The sequence below is a fragment of the Niallia sp. FSL M8-0099 genome, assembly GCF_038006945.1.
GTDB classification, from domain to species: Bacteria; Bacillota; Bacilli; order Bacillales; family Cytobacillaceae; genus Niallia; species Niallia circulans.
This window is the reverse complement of record NZ_JBBOWF010000001.1, coordinates 2,742,207-2,755,410: the sequence shown is the minus strand read 5'-3', so window position 1 is coordinate 2,755,410 and position 13,204 is coordinate 2,742,207. Positions and strand designations below refer to the sequence as shown.

General features: G+C 35.6%; 15 protein-coding genes and 2 riboswitches. Of the genes, 12 read left to right on the top strand and 3 right to left on the bottom strand.

Annotated features, from left to right (window positions below; genetic code table 11):
* Positions 1–151: 151 nt before the first annotated feature.
* The 8 genes from comGA to NSQ92_RS13670 are packed head-to-tail and all read left to right on the top strand — an operon-like array spanning position 152 to position 4,382.
* Positions 152–1,216 (top strand): competence type IV pilus ATPase ComGA, encoded by a 1,065-nt coding sequence (comGA, locus tag NSQ92_RS13705; protein WP_061798515.1) that lies wholly within the window; start codon positions 152–154, stop codon positions 1,214–1,216.
* Entirely contained in the window at positions 1,203–2,240 is a 1,038-nt protein-coding gene (gene comGB, locus NSQ92_RS13700) for a competence type IV pilus assembly protein ComGB (protein WP_186325647.1), read from the top strand. Before comGA ends, comGB begins: the two co-directional genes overlap by 14 nt.
* A gap of 13 nt (positions 2,241–2,253) precedes the next feature.
* Positions 2,254–2,568 (top strand): competence type IV pilus major pilin ComGC, encoded by a 315-nt coding sequence (gene comGC / locus NSQ92_RS13695; protein WP_047941179.1) that lies wholly within the window; start codon positions 2,254–2,256, stop codon positions 2,566–2,568.
* The gene (gene comGD / locus NSQ92_RS13690) at positions 2,565–3,002 is read left to right on the top strand and encodes a competence type IV pilus minor pilin ComGD (protein WP_082138260.1); all 438 of its coding nucleotides are present in this window, start codon (positions 2,565–2,567) and stop codon (positions 3,000–3,002) included. The genes comGC and comGD overlap by 4 nt, the downstream gene beginning before the upstream one ends.
* Positions 2,986–3,309: a hypothetical protein gene (locus NSQ92_RS13685; RefSeq protein WP_047941177.1), complete on the top strand. Its 324-nt coding sequence runs from the start codon at positions 2,986–2,988 to the stop codon at positions 3,307–3,309. Before comGD ends, NSQ92_RS13685 begins: the two co-directional genes overlap by 17 nt.
* A complete protein-coding gene (gene comGF / locus NSQ92_RS13680) occupies positions 3,306–3,752 on the top strand; it encodes a competence type IV pilus minor pilin ComGF (RefSeq protein WP_235844479.1) in 447 nt (148 codons plus the stop codon). Before NSQ92_RS13685 ends, comGF begins: the two co-directional genes overlap by 4 nt.
* 6 nt (positions 3,753–3,758) lie before the next feature.
* Positions 3,759–4,139, top strand: a complete 381-nt coding sequence (gene comGG / locus NSQ92_RS13675) for a competence type IV pilus minor pilin ComGG (RefSeq protein ID WP_047941176.1) — start codon at positions 3,759–3,761, stop codon at positions 4,137–4,139.
* A 54-nt stretch (positions 4,140–4,193) separates the two neighbouring features.
* Positions 4,194–4,382: a YqzE family protein gene (locus tag NSQ92_RS13670; RefSeq protein ID WP_047941175.1), complete on the top strand. Its 189-nt coding sequence runs from the start codon at positions 4,194–4,196 to the stop codon at positions 4,380–4,382.
* 63 nt (positions 4,383–4,445) lie between these two features.
* Here the strand turns inward: NSQ92_RS13670 and NSQ92_RS13665 are convergent, their stop codons facing one another.
* Together NSQ92_RS13665 and NSQ92_RS13660 are read right to left on the bottom strand one after the other, a co-directional pair.
* Positions 4,446–5,243 (bottom strand): YqhG family protein, encoded by a 798-nt coding sequence (locus NSQ92_RS13665; RefSeq protein WP_144545194.1) that lies wholly within the window; start codon positions 5,241–5,243, stop codon positions 4,446–4,448.
* A complete protein-coding gene (locus NSQ92_RS13660; RefSeq protein ID WP_061798499.1) occupies positions 5,212–6,924 on the bottom strand; it encodes a DEAD/DEAH box helicase in 1,713 nt (570 codons plus the stop codon). The genes NSQ92_RS13665 and NSQ92_RS13660 overlap by 32 nt, the downstream gene beginning before the upstream one ends.
* A 292-nt stretch (positions 6,925–7,216) precedes the next feature.
* Positions 7,217–7,308, top strand: a riboswitch (glycine riboswitch).
* 2 nt (positions 7,309–7,310) lie between these two features.
* Positions 7,311–7,398: riboswitch (glycine riboswitch) on the top strand.
* Positions 7,399–7,500: 102 nt separating this feature from the next.
* On the opposite strand from NSQ92_RS13660, the gene gcvT reads away from it, so the two are divergent.
* Genes gcvT through gcvPB form a run of 3 tightly spaced genes read left to right on the top strand, consistent with a single transcriptional unit; the run spans position 7,501 to position 11,456 of the window.
* The gene (gene gcvT / locus NSQ92_RS13655; protein WP_144545198.1) at positions 7,501–8,601 is read left to right on the top strand and encodes a glycine cleavage system aminomethyltransferase GcvT; all 1,101 of its coding nucleotides are present in this window, start codon (positions 7,501–7,503) and stop codon (positions 8,599–8,601) included.
* 58 nt (positions 8,602–8,659) lie between these two features.
* On the top strand, positions 8,660–10,006 hold the full coding sequence (gene gcvPA / locus NSQ92_RS13650; RefSeq protein WP_341152861.1) for an aminomethyl-transferring glycine dehydrogenase subunit GcvPA: 1,347 nt from the start codon (positions 8,660–8,662) through the stop codon (positions 10,004–10,006).
* A complete protein-coding gene (gene gcvPB / locus NSQ92_RS13645) occupies positions 9,999–11,456 on the top strand; it encodes an aminomethyl-transferring glycine dehydrogenase subunit GcvPB (RefSeq protein ID WP_047941169.1) in 1,458 nt (485 codons plus the stop codon). Before gcvPA ends, gcvPB begins: the two co-directional genes overlap by 8 nt.
* A 105-nt stretch (positions 11,457–11,561) precedes the next feature.
* On the opposite strand, the gene NSQ92_RS13640 is transcribed toward gcvPB, so the two are convergent.
* Positions 11,562–11,939: a rhodanese-like domain-containing protein gene (locus NSQ92_RS13640; RefSeq protein ID WP_047941360.1), complete on the bottom strand. Its 378-nt coding sequence runs from the start codon at positions 11,937–11,939 to the stop codon at positions 11,562–11,564.
* Between the two features lie 209 nt (positions 11,940–12,148).
* Here NSQ92_RS13640 and NSQ92_RS13635 point away from each other — a divergent pair, with 209 nt between their 5' ends.
* On the top strand, positions 12,149–12,985 hold the full coding sequence (locus tag NSQ92_RS13635) for a lipoate--protein ligase family protein (RefSeq protein ID WP_061798495.1): 837 nt from the start codon (positions 12,149–12,151) through the stop codon (positions 12,983–12,985).
* The last annotated feature ends 219 nt before the right edge of the window (positions 12,986–13,204 follow it).

The following is a 13,204-nucleotide window of genomic DNA, read 5'->3' as shown; positions in this document are numbered from 1 at the left end:
TTTTAGTCAATGTAGTGATGGAAAAGGACAATACTATTGTATAAGTATATTCTGACATTAAATTTAGCAAAAAAATTAAAAAGAAAGAAGGAATTTACCCTTTTTTGTCGAAATACATATTTGAAAAATATAAAGGTGGTGTTAAATATAAGTGTTATCGATTGAAGCTCTAGCAAATCGTATTATATGTGAAGCAGTAGAACAGAATGCTACTGATATTCACATAACCCCAAAACAGAAGGAATCTGTTCTCCAATTTAGAATTGCCAATCATTTAATTAATTACTTAGTAATTTCAGCAAATGAATGTGACAAGTTGATCTCTCATTTTAAATTTACAGCTTCTATGGATATTGGCGAAAGAAGAAAACCGCAAAATGGATCCATTTCCACAACAGTCAAAGGTCAGTATATTGGCTTACGACTTTCAACCTTACCATCTCACCCTCATGAGAGTTTAGTAATTCGTATACTTTCCGACCAAAATATGCTTCCAATCTATCACATCTCTTTATTTCCAAATATTTCTCGTAAATTAATCTCCTTGCTAAAGCACGCACACGGATTAATAATTCTGACCGGTCCAACTGGATCAGGGAAAACAACAACACTCTACTCTCTCCTAAATGAAAATGCTCATCTTTATCAGCGAAATGTAATTAGTTTAGAAGATCCCATTGAAAAAACGCAGGAAAACGTTTTGCAAGTTCAAGTCAATGAAAAAGCAGGTATTACGTATTCCACTGGCTTAAAAGCAATTCTTCGCCATGATCCAGATATTATTATGGTTGGAGAAATCCGCGATAAAGAAACCGCTCACATTGCAATAAGGGCGAGTTTAACAGGTCATTTAGTATTGAGCACAATGCATACGAGGGATGCGAAAGGTGCGATTCATCGACTGCTAGAATTTGGTATTAAGGAGACTGAAATTGAACAAACCTTAATTGCTATTACTGCTCAAAGACTAGTTGAAATGGTGTGTCCATTTTGTGATCAAGATTGTTCTCCTAACTGTTACCGTTTAGATAACCGCTTAAAACGATCAACCGTGTTTGAAATGATAACAGGCAGGATGATTTCTGATATTCTCTATAACCGAAGAGAATATCAGAGAGCGAACTATAAATCACTAGGAGATATTATTTCCAAAGGGATAGCGCTAGGTTATATAAAGAAAGGAGAATATGAACGGTGGATTTATGATGAAGAATAATCATGCATGGTCTAATATAGAACAAGCGAAATTTTTAAAGTGTATTGGTGAGCTGCTGGATAGAGGTTATTCGATGGCGGAGGCAGTCCAGTCTTCTCGTTACTATATGCCTGATCGTCGATTGGAAGATATTAATGCGTGTTACGGTTCTTTAAAAGGAGGAGAGTCGTTTTTTGAGAATCTAGTAAGATTCAATTTTGATTATCAAGTGATAAGTTTTGTTTACTTTGCTGAAAAGCATGGCGGATTTGCTAGTGCTTTTCAAGATGCAAGTAGAATGATTCAGAATAAGCAAGATACGATAAAAAAATTAAAAAAAATCCTTACTTATCCTCTTTTTCTTTTGTGTTTTACCTTTGTTTTATTTTTCTTTGTTCAAAGTATCCTCATCCCGAAGTTTAATTCTATCTTTTTAACGATGAATATTAACAAGAATTTCTTTCTCCTGTTTCTCCAATTTATTGGTCACATTATTCCATTTCTTCTTGTTTTCTTATCCCTATGTTTTATTTCCGCGCTTCTCTACTATTATTTTTCTTTTCGAAAATTAGATGTTATTAACCAAATAAATGTACTAGCGAGTATTCCGATGATTGGGATATTTGTTAGACGTTATTTTTCCTATCTAGTATCCGTACAGTTAAGTTATTTATTATCAAGTGGTTTTTCGATTTATGAGTGTATGCAATTTTTTCTTGAAAATAAGGAGCAAAAACTATATTCCAAAATAGGCCAAATCACTATTTCACAGTTAAAAAAAGGAGTGCGACTTGAACAAGCTTTTGCTTCCTTTGATTTTTTGGAAAAAGAGCTATTACAAATTATTCAGCACGGCCAGGAAAATGGAAAGCTTGATCAGGAATTCTATTATTTCGGTAACTATTGCTTAACACAAATAGAAGAAAATTTACAAAAAACATTAAAAGTCCTTCAACCTACATTGTATACAGCTGTTGGAATTCTAATAATTTCTATTTATTTATCTGTGTTAATGCCAATGTTTCAATTACTGGACGGCTTTTGAAAGGAGAAAAAAAATGAAGAATGAGCAAGGATTTACCCTAATTGAAATGATGATTGTTTTGGTAGTTATTTCCATATTATTAATTATCACCATTCCCAATATAACCAAGCATAATTCCAAAATCAATAATACTGGGTGTGAAGCATTAACAAAGATGGTACAAGCAGAGGTTCAATCTTACTATATAGAGCATAAAGCATATCCAGAGAATCTTGCTAAACTAGAAGAGGAAAATTATATAACAGCAGACCAAAAAAAATGTCCCAATGGCAAGGAGTTAAATATTAAAAATGGAGTAATTACGACATCAGGTTCAGAAAATCCATGATAAATAATCAAAGAGGCTTTACGTTAATGGAAATGCTTGTTGCCATGTCTTTACTAGTTGTTCTTTCCTCTCTATCCATATTCCTTGTTACTTCCCAACAAACTTCTCTTAAAGAAACTCACTTCTTAGCGCAATTGGAAGGTGATCTTTATTATGCCCAAGCGTTTGCGCTAGAAAATCAAATCCCCATTCAAGTGAGGATATATCCAACTTTACATTATTACTACATGCGTGCTGATGCTGATACTGGGAATATTGTGGAACGTTATTATGCAGATGATGTTATATTTTCTACTAACGCGACACTTTCTTTTAACATTAATTCGAATGGTAATTTTTCGAAATTTGGCACATATGAATTTAGAATTGGTAAACAACCCTATAAATTAACCGTTTTAATAGGGAAAGGACGATTTTATGCGACTAAATTGTAAAGGCTTTATGCTGCCGGATTATTTATTGTCCTTTACGATATGGCTGTTAATAGCGCTAACATGGATGCCGGTTTATATCCATGTGTTAAAACAGCTAGAAGATTCCGCGGATAGCAGGCTAGTAAATGAATTGTTTTATAACCATTTAATAGAGCTTAAATTAGAGGAAGTGGAGAGAGGGAATACGACGATTGAAAAAGAAGGAACAAGCTACTCGATTGTCTGGGAAAAAGATAGTATTGTCTGTTTGCAATATAAGGATGTATTTCAGAAAAACAAAAAAATCTGTGAAGTGTGGAAAGAATGAACAAATTAATACTTCATAATAATAATAAGGGCTATGTGTTGGCAGAAATGCTTCTTTCCTTTTTTATTTTCACGATTATTCTTACTCTCCTGTTAACTCCTTTGCGACTTATGCTTGACAAGCAGTTTTCGGAAAAAGAATTACAAGAAATGGAGTGGGAAGTGTTCATTCTTGAATTAAAAAAAGAAACAAAAATGTCACAAGGAATTTCTGTTTCAAACAATAAATTGGTACTCTATGTGGATGGCAGGGTTGTTACTTATGAAAAATATGGAAGCAGTGTTAGAAGGCGAGTAGATTCAACAGGGCATGAGGTAGCATTACAAGCCATTAACAAGGTAGAATTTATTATGCAGAAGAACGGATTTCGGGTTAAGGTAGTAGACCGATTTGGTATGGCAAAAGAGACTAGTATAAGATCTTATCTTACCTTTTTGGAGTGATGGGAATTGATTAAGAACAATAAAGGATTTATTTACCCATTATCTTTATGTGTATATATCCTTTTTATCCATTTTTTATTTATACTATATGGAATTTATGTAAATAAGAAGGGGATAGATTCAGGAGTCAAAAATAGCAATATTCAAGAATATTATTTTTTGTCTTCCTTAAAAGAAATCGAGCTAGACCTTTCAACAAAAGAGAATCCTGACCTTTCAGGTACAAAGAATTTTTTACATGGTAATGTCTTTTATACAATTGAAAAAAATTCGCGTACTACTTTTAAAATCGATTATCAATTAAAGATGCAAGATGGGATAAAGCCGATTTATGCGATAAGTTACTTTGATATAGAGCAGAATAAAATGACGAAATGGGTTGAATGAATAAAAAACAAACGATAGGGCTATCCTAGTACAAATGCTAGAGTAGGTGATTAGATGAATACCAATGATTATGTGAAGTATTTAACCCAAACATTTGTCCAGTACATGGATCAGCCCAAAGAAGAAAGAAAAAAATTAAGAGCGGAAAGAAAAGGACTGAAAGAACCTTTCATGCTGAGGTGGTTTGGGATTTTACCTTATTTAATTTTATTCAGTTTCAAGCGTAGAAATGTAAAGAGATAGGTTTGGAAAGGAGTAGATGCTGCTTATGACAGCAATTTACTCCTTTTTTAATAAAGCTGATCTTTACGAAACAGCTTCTGAAGCCAAATAGAAGAGCCCGCCATTAATAATTGAAATATTAATCTTTGGCTCATATTGTTCCTGCAGGGCTAACCTTTCCGTTTCCAAAGTTTCTTGTTCTTCTTCCATATCCTCATAAAAATGCTCTAGCAATTCTAAATCCTTTTTCCACCTTTGCTTCGCTTCTTCTGCCCATGAATGCTCTTCTGCTAATAAAGATTGTTTTATCATATTCTCAATTCTTGTTATCCCACTTTTCGGCATGATTAAGGGAGAGAGCGTAAATGCATAATCAGGAATTTTGGCAGAAAGGTTCATTTTCTCCACTTTTGCCTGGAAATCTGTTGCTATTTGGCCATTGATGAGCTGCAGTCCAATCGATTGAAATACGTCTCGTTTTCTGTCACATTGATAGGAAATTTTCACATTAAGAGCAAGCCACGGTTGTAAAGGGGTTTGCTGCTTTCCATATGCTATCTTATTTTCATATAAACGAATATACTTTGATAAATTTTTTGCAGAAGCAAAAAGTTGATGAAGACGGGGAGACCCAAAGTGGATCAGTTCGCCCTTCAAATCCTCTGGTGCCAGCTTTGGATCAGTAATGAGGGTTAGACTGGCAGGATTCGGAACGCCGCCAGTCTTTTCAAGATAATGCCAATAAAAAGGTCGATTCATTAACTCCTTGTCCATTTCAATTGTTAATTGGACAGTTAGATAACCAGGTTTATTCTCCACTATCTCACAATCATTTGCGACAAAAAATCGTTCAAGAAATTGATGAATTTCCTGCTGCTTCATATGGCTCATCCTCCTTCATACTTTGTGCGAATTCAATCATGCTTGTTAAATTATCCATTTTTATTTTCATTTCTCCTTCTGATTTAGAGTGGGAGAAAATATCAATCATATAATCATCCATATTGCCAAAATCCAATTTCGTCAAAATATCATCTAGCTCGCCAATAACTTTTTCAAAAAGATGGATTTTTTCATAAAGTAATTTTAAAATATGATCTTCCACTGTGTCTTTTACGGCAAAATTATAAATCTTCACATCTTCTTTTTGACCAAGCCGATGAATCCGGCCAATTCTTTGCTCCAATCTCATTGGATTCCATGGTAAATCAAAGTTTATAATATGATGACAAAATTGGAGGTTGATTCCTTCGCCGCCGGCCTCTGTGGCAATTAATACTTGTGCATGATTCTGGAAGAGATCTCGCATCCAATCCTTTTTGCCGCGTTTAAATCCACCGCGAAATGGAACAGATGTAATACCGTGCTGCTTCAAAAACCATTGTAAATAAAGTTGTGTAGCCCTATATTCGGTAAAGATGATTACTTTATCATTAATTTTCTTAATAAGCTCTAGTGCCTTGTTTGCTTTTGAATTTTGCTGAACCGCTTCTACCTTTTTTACCAGTTCTTGTATTCTTTGTTGGAATTGTGGTGTTGGATTTTCCACTTTCTTCACCATGTTTTGCAGTGTATAATACACTGCTTCTCTGCTGGAACACGCCTCTCTTTGTAATGTAATCATCGAAAATGGACTGCGGGGATTTTCGATGTTGCTAGAAAGATTGGTTTCAGTTTTTAAATCTGCCAGTCCTTCATACAATGCTCTTTCTTCTTTTGTAAATTCAATAGGAACGGCTTCAACAATTCGTTTGGTCCATTCAATCCCTGTATCATGGCGTCTGTTTCTGATCATGACTTTATTGACCAATGCTTTTAGATTTTCATCATCATCAATGGAGCGAGCATCTTTTTTATATTTTTCATAGAAAGATGATTCGCTTCCTAGATGACCTGGCTTTAATAAAGATACTAAATTAAAAATTTCGCTAATTCTATTTTGGATAGGAGTAGCTGTTAATAGCAAACAAAATTTCTTTTTTAAATTTTGGACAAACTCATAGTTTTTTGTTTTATTATTTTTGAGTTTATGCGCCTCGTCAATAATCACCAAATCATAGTCCAGATTGTTTATAATATCACGATGCGGCTGTCTTTTTGCTGTATCAATAGAAGACACGACAATGTCGCATTGCTCCCAGACATAACTTTTGCGCTGAACCATTGCGGGAATATAAAATTTACTATTTAACTCATAAGCCCATTGTGTGACAAGAGAGGCAGGAACTAAAATCAGCACCTTTTTTACTAAACCACGAATCATGTATTCTTTTAGTATCAATCCTGCTTCAATCGTTTTACCAAGACCAACTTCATCTGCCAAAATAGCTTTTCCATTCATATCTTCTATTACTTTTTTCGCAACCTCCAGCTGGTGAGGCAATGGAGAAAGGTCTGATAGGTATTTAGGGGCTTGGAGACCTTCGAATTCTGGTATGATATTATGTTGTTCCACTTCTACTGCTAGCTTATATAGTTCCCAATTGGCCCATGGACCATCATCTGAAATTCGCTTTAATAGCTGATCATTCCACGAATCATCAAAATTGATTTGGAGTGTCATCGTTTATTCATCCTTTCTAATGTTTCCTCTGGTAAAGCTAAAATGTTATGTATATGAGAAATAAAAAAAGAAAGCTAGTAAACATAAAAACTTATTGCCACCTTTTCATTCGGATGTTAGGATAAAAGGGTAAAAAAGTTTTTAATTTTGTCACAATTTATTTATATTGGGACAAAACATGAACATTAAATGAGAAAAAATAAATATTAATCGTATTTTGCTAATTACATAAACAAACTTTATTTCTGGTAGTATTTAGTATGACCAATGGAGAAAATTTTATGAATCGCGGATGAGAAATAGGGGAGAGACTACGTTTGTAGCGCCGAAGGAGCAAGCAATATTATTTGTGAATCTCTCAGGCAAAAGAACTCTATTTGGACGCAGCTCTGGAGAGTGCTTACAAGTAAATGTGTAAGCCACCAAAGGGGACAGCCGACATTATCGGTAAACTTTCAGGTGCAAGGACAGAGCCCTTACTTTTTTAAAAGGGGGGTTTCTGTCTTTTTTTGCTGCCATTTTATGATATGCAATAAATGAGAATGTCTAATACATAGGGGAATGGAGTGCTGTTCATTGACTTTATTAAAGCAAACACCGTTATACGAAGTGTATAAACAGTATGGCGGAAAGACAATCGATTTCGGAGGCTGGGATTTACCTGTACAATTTTCTGGCATAAAACAGGAGCACGAGGCAGTTCGTACAAAAGCAGGCTTATTTGATGTTTCCCATATGGGGGAAATCGAAGTTAAAGGGAACGATAGTTTAGCATTTCTGCAAAAAATGCTTACAAATGATATTGGAAAAATCAATATTGGTGCTGCTCAATATTCAGCAATGTGCTATGAAAATGGTGGGACTGTAGATGATTTATTAACATATAAGCTAGCAGAGCATCACTATTTATTAGTTGTAAATGCATCCAATATCGAAAAGGATTTCGAATGGTTACAAAAGCATGCAAGTGGGGATGTACTCTTAACGAATTTATCTCAAGATATTGCTCAATTAGCACTGCAAGGTCCATTGGCAGAAGAAGTGCTAAGAAAAATAAACCCTTCTATTGATTATGCTTCAATAAAATATTTTCACTTTCAGAACCAGGTGAATGTAGCAGGTAAAGAAGTTCTTTTATCCCGTACTGGCTACACAGGTGAAGATGGATTTGAAATTTATTGTCAAAGTGAAGATGCTATTGACTTATGGAGTGAAATATTGACAGCAGGAGAGCCGTTAGGCGTACTTCCGTGTGGATTAGGGGCAAGGGATACTTTGCGCTTTGAAGCAGCACTTGCCTTGTATGGGCAAGAATTATCCGCTGATATCTCTCCATTGGAAGCCGGGATTGGATTTGCGGTTAAAGTAAATAAAGAAGCAGACTTTATTGGAAAAGAAGCTTTAATGAAGCAAAAAGAAGAAGGACCGATTAGAAAGTTAGCCGGTATCGAAATGGTAGATAGAGGAATACCAAGACATGGCTATAAGGTATATGCAAACGGATTATGTATTGGAGAAGTAACTACGGGTACACAATCACCAACCTTAAAGAAAAACATTGGTCTTGCATTAATTCAAAGTGATTATGCAGCAATAGATACAGAAGTAGAAGTCGAAATTAGAGGAAAGTATTTAAAGGCAAAAGTAACTAAAATTCCTTTTTATAAACGAAAATAATTTTTAATCTTTTTTTCTACAAATAAATCAAATGGGCTAATGACTGGGGGAAAAACGAATGAAGCATCGTTATTTACCGATGACGGAACAGGATCAAAAGGAAATGCTAGCGGCAATAGGGGTAAGTTCAGTAGAAGATTTATTTTCAGATATACCAGAAAAAGTGCGTTTTCAAGGAAACTATTCGATTAAACCGGCAAAAAGTGAATCAGCTTTATTGAAAGAATTAACAAAACTTGCCCAAAAGAATGCTGATGCAAAAGAGAATGTTTCTTTTTTAGGTGCAGGAGTTTATGATCACTATTCGCCTGTTATTGTCGATTATGTTTTATCACGATCTGAATTTTATACAGCCTATACTCCATATCAACCAGAAATTTCTCAAGGGGAATTACAGGCTATTTTCGAATTTCAGACAATGATATGTGAACTGACGGGAATGGACGTAGCAAACTCTTCTATGTACGATGGGGCAACGGCATTAGCAGAAGCAGGAATGTTAAGTGCAGGTACGACGAAACGGAAGAAAATTCTTCTCTCGAGTGCTGTCCATCCTGAGGCAAAAGAAGTAGTGAAAACCTATGCAAAGGGACAGTATATTGAGGTTATCGAGATTCCGCATAATGAGGGAATAACAGATATAGAAGCATTAGAGAAAATGGTAGATGATACAGTTGCAGCTGTGATGATCCAATATCCGAACTTTTTTGGGAGAGTAGAGCCGCTTAAGGATTTAGAAGCAATCATTCATGCTCATAAATCATTATTTGTTGTATCTAGTAATCCATTAGCTTTAGGGGCGCTGACTCCCCCAGGAAAATTTAATGCAGATATTGTCGTGGGGGATGCGCAGCCTTTTGGAATTCCAATGGGCTTTGGAGGTCCACACTGTGGTTATTTTGCGGTAACGTCAAAATTAATGCGTAAAGTGCCTGGGCGTTTAGTAGGGCAAACTGTAGATGACAATGGTCAAAGAGGTTTTGTGTTAACACTGCAGGCGCGAGAACAACATATTCGCCGTGACAAGGCAACTTCTAATATTTGCTCGAACCAAGCACTTAATGCATTAGCTGCTTCCGTTGCTATGACTGCACTTGGAAAACATGGCGTGAAAGAAATGGCGATTGCTAATATACAGAAAGCCCATTATGCTAAAACCAAATTAAAGGAAGCTGGATTTGAAATAGTGTATGAAGGACCTTCCTTTAATGAGTTTATTATTAAATGTAATTCCTCTATTTCGGCAGTAAACCGAGCATTATTAGAAAAAGGTATGATTGGTGGCTATGATTTAGGAAGAGACTTCAAACAATTAGAAAATCATATGCTCATTGCAGTAACCGAATTGCGTACAAAAGAAGAAATAGATGAATTCGTTGCAGAAATGGAGGATTATCATGTCTAATCAAAATCAACCTCTTATCTTTGAAAGCAGTACACCAGGCAGAATTGGCTATAGTTTGCCAGAAATGGATATTCCGGCAGTAGATCTTACACAATTACTGCCAAATGATTATATCAGAGAAGAAAATCCAGAATTACCAGAGGTCTCTGAATTAGATATTATGCGTCATTATACTGCATTGTCCAAACGAAATCATGGCTTGGATTCTGGTTTTTACCCACTAGGTTCGTGTACGATGAAATATAATCCGAAAATAAATGAAAATGTGGCAAGATTCAATGGGTATGCCCATATTCATCCGCTCCAAGAAGCGTCATCTGTACAAGGGGCTCTTGAGTTAATGTATGATTTACAACAGCATCTTGTTGAAATCACAGGGATGGATGAAGTAACCTTGCAGCCAGCTGCAGGTGCACATGGCGAGTGGACTGGGTTAATGTTGATTAGAGCATACCATGAAGCAAATGGAGATATGCATCGTACAAAGGTAATTGTTCCCGATTCTGCGCACGGAACCAATCCTGCTTCGGCAACCGTTGCTGGCTTAGAAACAATAACGGTTAAATCAAATGAACATGGACTTGTTGATCTAGTTGATTTAAAACGTGTAGTAGGAGAGGATACTGCAGCATTAATGTTAACAAATCCTAATACTTTAGGTCTATTCGAAGAAAATATTCTAGAAATGGCGGAAATAGTCCATAATGCCGGTGGAAAATTATATTATGATGGCGCCAATCTAAACGCTGTTCTTTCTAAAGCAAGACCTGGAGATATGGGTTTTGATGTTGTTCATCTAAATTTGCATAAGACATTTACAGGACCGCATGGCGGCGGTGGACCGGGTTCAGGACCGGTAGGAGTAAAAGCTGATTTGATTCCATTCTTGCCAAAGCCAGTATTGACCAAAGTAGGGGAAGAATTTGTATTAGATTACAATAGACCTCAATCGATTGGCAGAGTGAAGCCGTTCTATGGTAATTTTGGGATTAATGTCCGTGCTTACACGTATATCCGTTCTATGGGGCCAGATGGCTTAAAAGCGGTCACAGAAAATGCTGTATTAAATGCAAACTACATGATGCGTCGATTGGCTGAACATTACGATTTGCCATTTGATCGTCATTGTAAACATGAATTTGTGTTAAGCGGAAGACGGCAGAAGAAACTAGGTGTGAGAACACTTGATATAGCTAAAAGGCTGCTGGATTTTGGCTATCATCCACCTACTATCTATTTCCCACTTAATGTAGAGGAGTGTATAATGATCGAGCCGACTGAGACCGAGTCAAAAGAGACATTAGACAGCTTTATCGATGCAATGATTCAAATTGCAAAAGAGGCAGAAGAAACACCGGAAATCGTTCAGGAGGCTCCACATACAACGGTAATCGGTCGCTTGGACGAAACATTAGCAGCGAGAAAACCTGTTCTGCGCTATACAAAGTAATTCGTCAGTGCTATGAAACTATTTATATTTAAGTAATAAAAAAGCTGATGTCCATGTAAATTGGCATCAGCTTTCTTCTATATAATAATTCCTATAAGAGCATTATTATTTTTTTGCTTTAATTTTCCCTGTCCACTTTTTAAATCCGCCTTCTAATTGGGTTAAGTCTTTGTACCCTTTACGATATAGAAATTGAGCTGCTCTCCCGCTTCTCATCCCATTTTGACAGTATAGGTATACTGGTTTATCAGGACGGATTTCACTTTTTCTCATCTTTAGCTGTGATAGTGGAATATTTCTTGCGCCAAGTACATGTCCTGCCTCATATTCGTTGGGTTCACGTACATCAATTAATTGTGCTTTTCTGTAGCCTTGACGGAATTCATCTTGGCTCACAGTTTTAACAATTCGGCGTTGATACAGCCACATCACTAATGAATATACAAGGAATGCGACTAAAATGATGAGAAGAGTATAAATCATTGTCAATTCTCATTTCTCCTTTCAATTACTTGCACTATCTCTATTATATCTATCAACTGGTATAGTAGTAAAGTAAATACTTACATGAGCCTTCTAAAGTTTCAAAGAATATCACTTTTCTCATGCAAGTTACTTTTAAATAATCTGATATTTTGATATCCTTAGTAAGGATTTAGGAATACATCATACATAGAAAAAGAGGGTTCATCATGGTAAAAGAAACATGGAGATTTATTGATTCAGGCAATCATTCTCCTTCTTTTAATATGGCATTAGACGAAGCTTTATTAGAATGGCATTCTAAAGGAGTTTTTCCGCCGGTTATCCGTTTTTATGGCTGGAATCCTGCTACTTTATCTATTGGATATTTTCAGAAGGTAGAGAAAGAAATTGATTTAGATGCAGTGAAAGAATTGGGACTTGGATTTGTTAGAAGACCGACAGGCGGAAGAGGTGTACTGCATGAACACGAATTAACATACAGTGTTATTGTGTCAGAAGAACATCCTAATATGCCTAAAACAGTTACAGAAGCATATCGTGTAATTTCGGAAGGTATTTTAAAAGGTTTTCATTTTTTAGGTTTGGATGCTTATTTTGCAGTGCCGAAAACAGAAGAGCAGCGAAATAATTTAAAAAGCCCAAGATCCGCAGTATGCTTTGATGCTCCCAGTTGGTATGAATTAGTTGTGGAAGGCAGAAAAGTTGCCGGAAGTGCACAGACAAGACAGCAAGGTGTAATTTTGCAGCATGGTTCCATTTTACTTGATTTAGATGAGGATAAATTATTCCGTTTATTTAAGTATCCAAATGAACGTGTCAAAGAGAGAATGCAAAAAGCATTTAAGAGTAAAGCGGTGGCAATTAATGAGTTAACCACAAGAAATATTACCATCGAAATGGCGAAAGAGGCCTTTAAAAAAGGTTTTGAAGTAGGATTAAATATTCAATTAGAAAACTATCAACTAACAGATGAAGAATTAGGATATGTTGAAAAAATCGCCAAAGAAAAATATGAAAAAGATGAATGGAACTTTAGACGATAACATCCTTAAACACGAAATTCTTTTATTAATGGAATTTCGTGTTTTTCTTTTGTAGACAAATGTTTATGTAAAAATATTTTGAGCTATTATCTCAATCGATTAAGCGCTCTATACCAATGGCTTATGCTTTTTTGTATGCTGCAAGTGCAAAAGAAGTTGAAAATCCTTTAAAATAACCAGTTTTCTTCATTTCTCTTACCTTTTCTTTAAAATCTACTT

Coding starts and splice junctions, on each gene's coding strand:
- comGB (WP_186325647.1), top strand. CDS start 1,203: ATGATGAAGAATAATCATGCATGGTCTAATATAGAACAAGCGAAATTT.
- comGC (WP_047941179.1), top strand. CDS start 2,254: ATGAAGAATGAGCAAGGATTTACCCTAATTGAAATGATGATTGTTTTG.
- comGD (WP_082138260.1), top strand. CDS start 2,565: ATGATAAATAATCAAAGAGGCTTTACGTTAATGGAAATGCTTGTTGCC.
- NSQ92_RS13685 (WP_047941177.1), top strand. CDS start 2,986: ATGCGACTAAATTGTAAAGGCTTTATGCTGCCGGATTATTTATTGTCC.
- comGF (WP_235844479.1), top strand. CDS start 3,306: ATGAACAAATTAATACTTCATAATAATAATAAGGGCTATGTGTTGGCA.
- NSQ92_RS13670 (WP_047941175.1), top strand. CDS start 4,194: ATGAATACCAATGATTATGTGAAGTATTTAACCCAAACATTTGTCCAG.
- NSQ92_RS13665 (WP_144545194.1), bottom strand. CDS start 5,243: ATGAAGCAGCAGGAAATTCATCAATTTCTTGAACGATTTTTTGTCGCA.
- NSQ92_RS13660 (WP_061798499.1), bottom strand. CDS start 6,924: ATGACACTCCAAATCAATTTTGATGATTCGTGGAATGATCAGCTATTA.
- gcvPA (WP_341152861.1), top strand. CDS start 8,660: ATGAAGCATCGTTATTTACCGATGACGGAACAGGATCAAAAGGAAATG.
- gcvPB (WP_047941169.1), top strand. CDS start 9,999: ATGTCTAATCAAAATCAACCTCTTATCTTTGAAAGCAGTACACCAGGC.
- NSQ92_RS13640 (WP_047941360.1), bottom strand. CDS start 11,939: ATGATTTATACTCTTCTCATCATTTTAGTCGCATTCCTTGTATATTCA.
- NSQ92_RS13635 (WP_061798495.1), top strand. CDS start 12,149: ATGGTAAAAGAAACATGGAGATTTATTGATTCAGGCAATCATTCTCCT.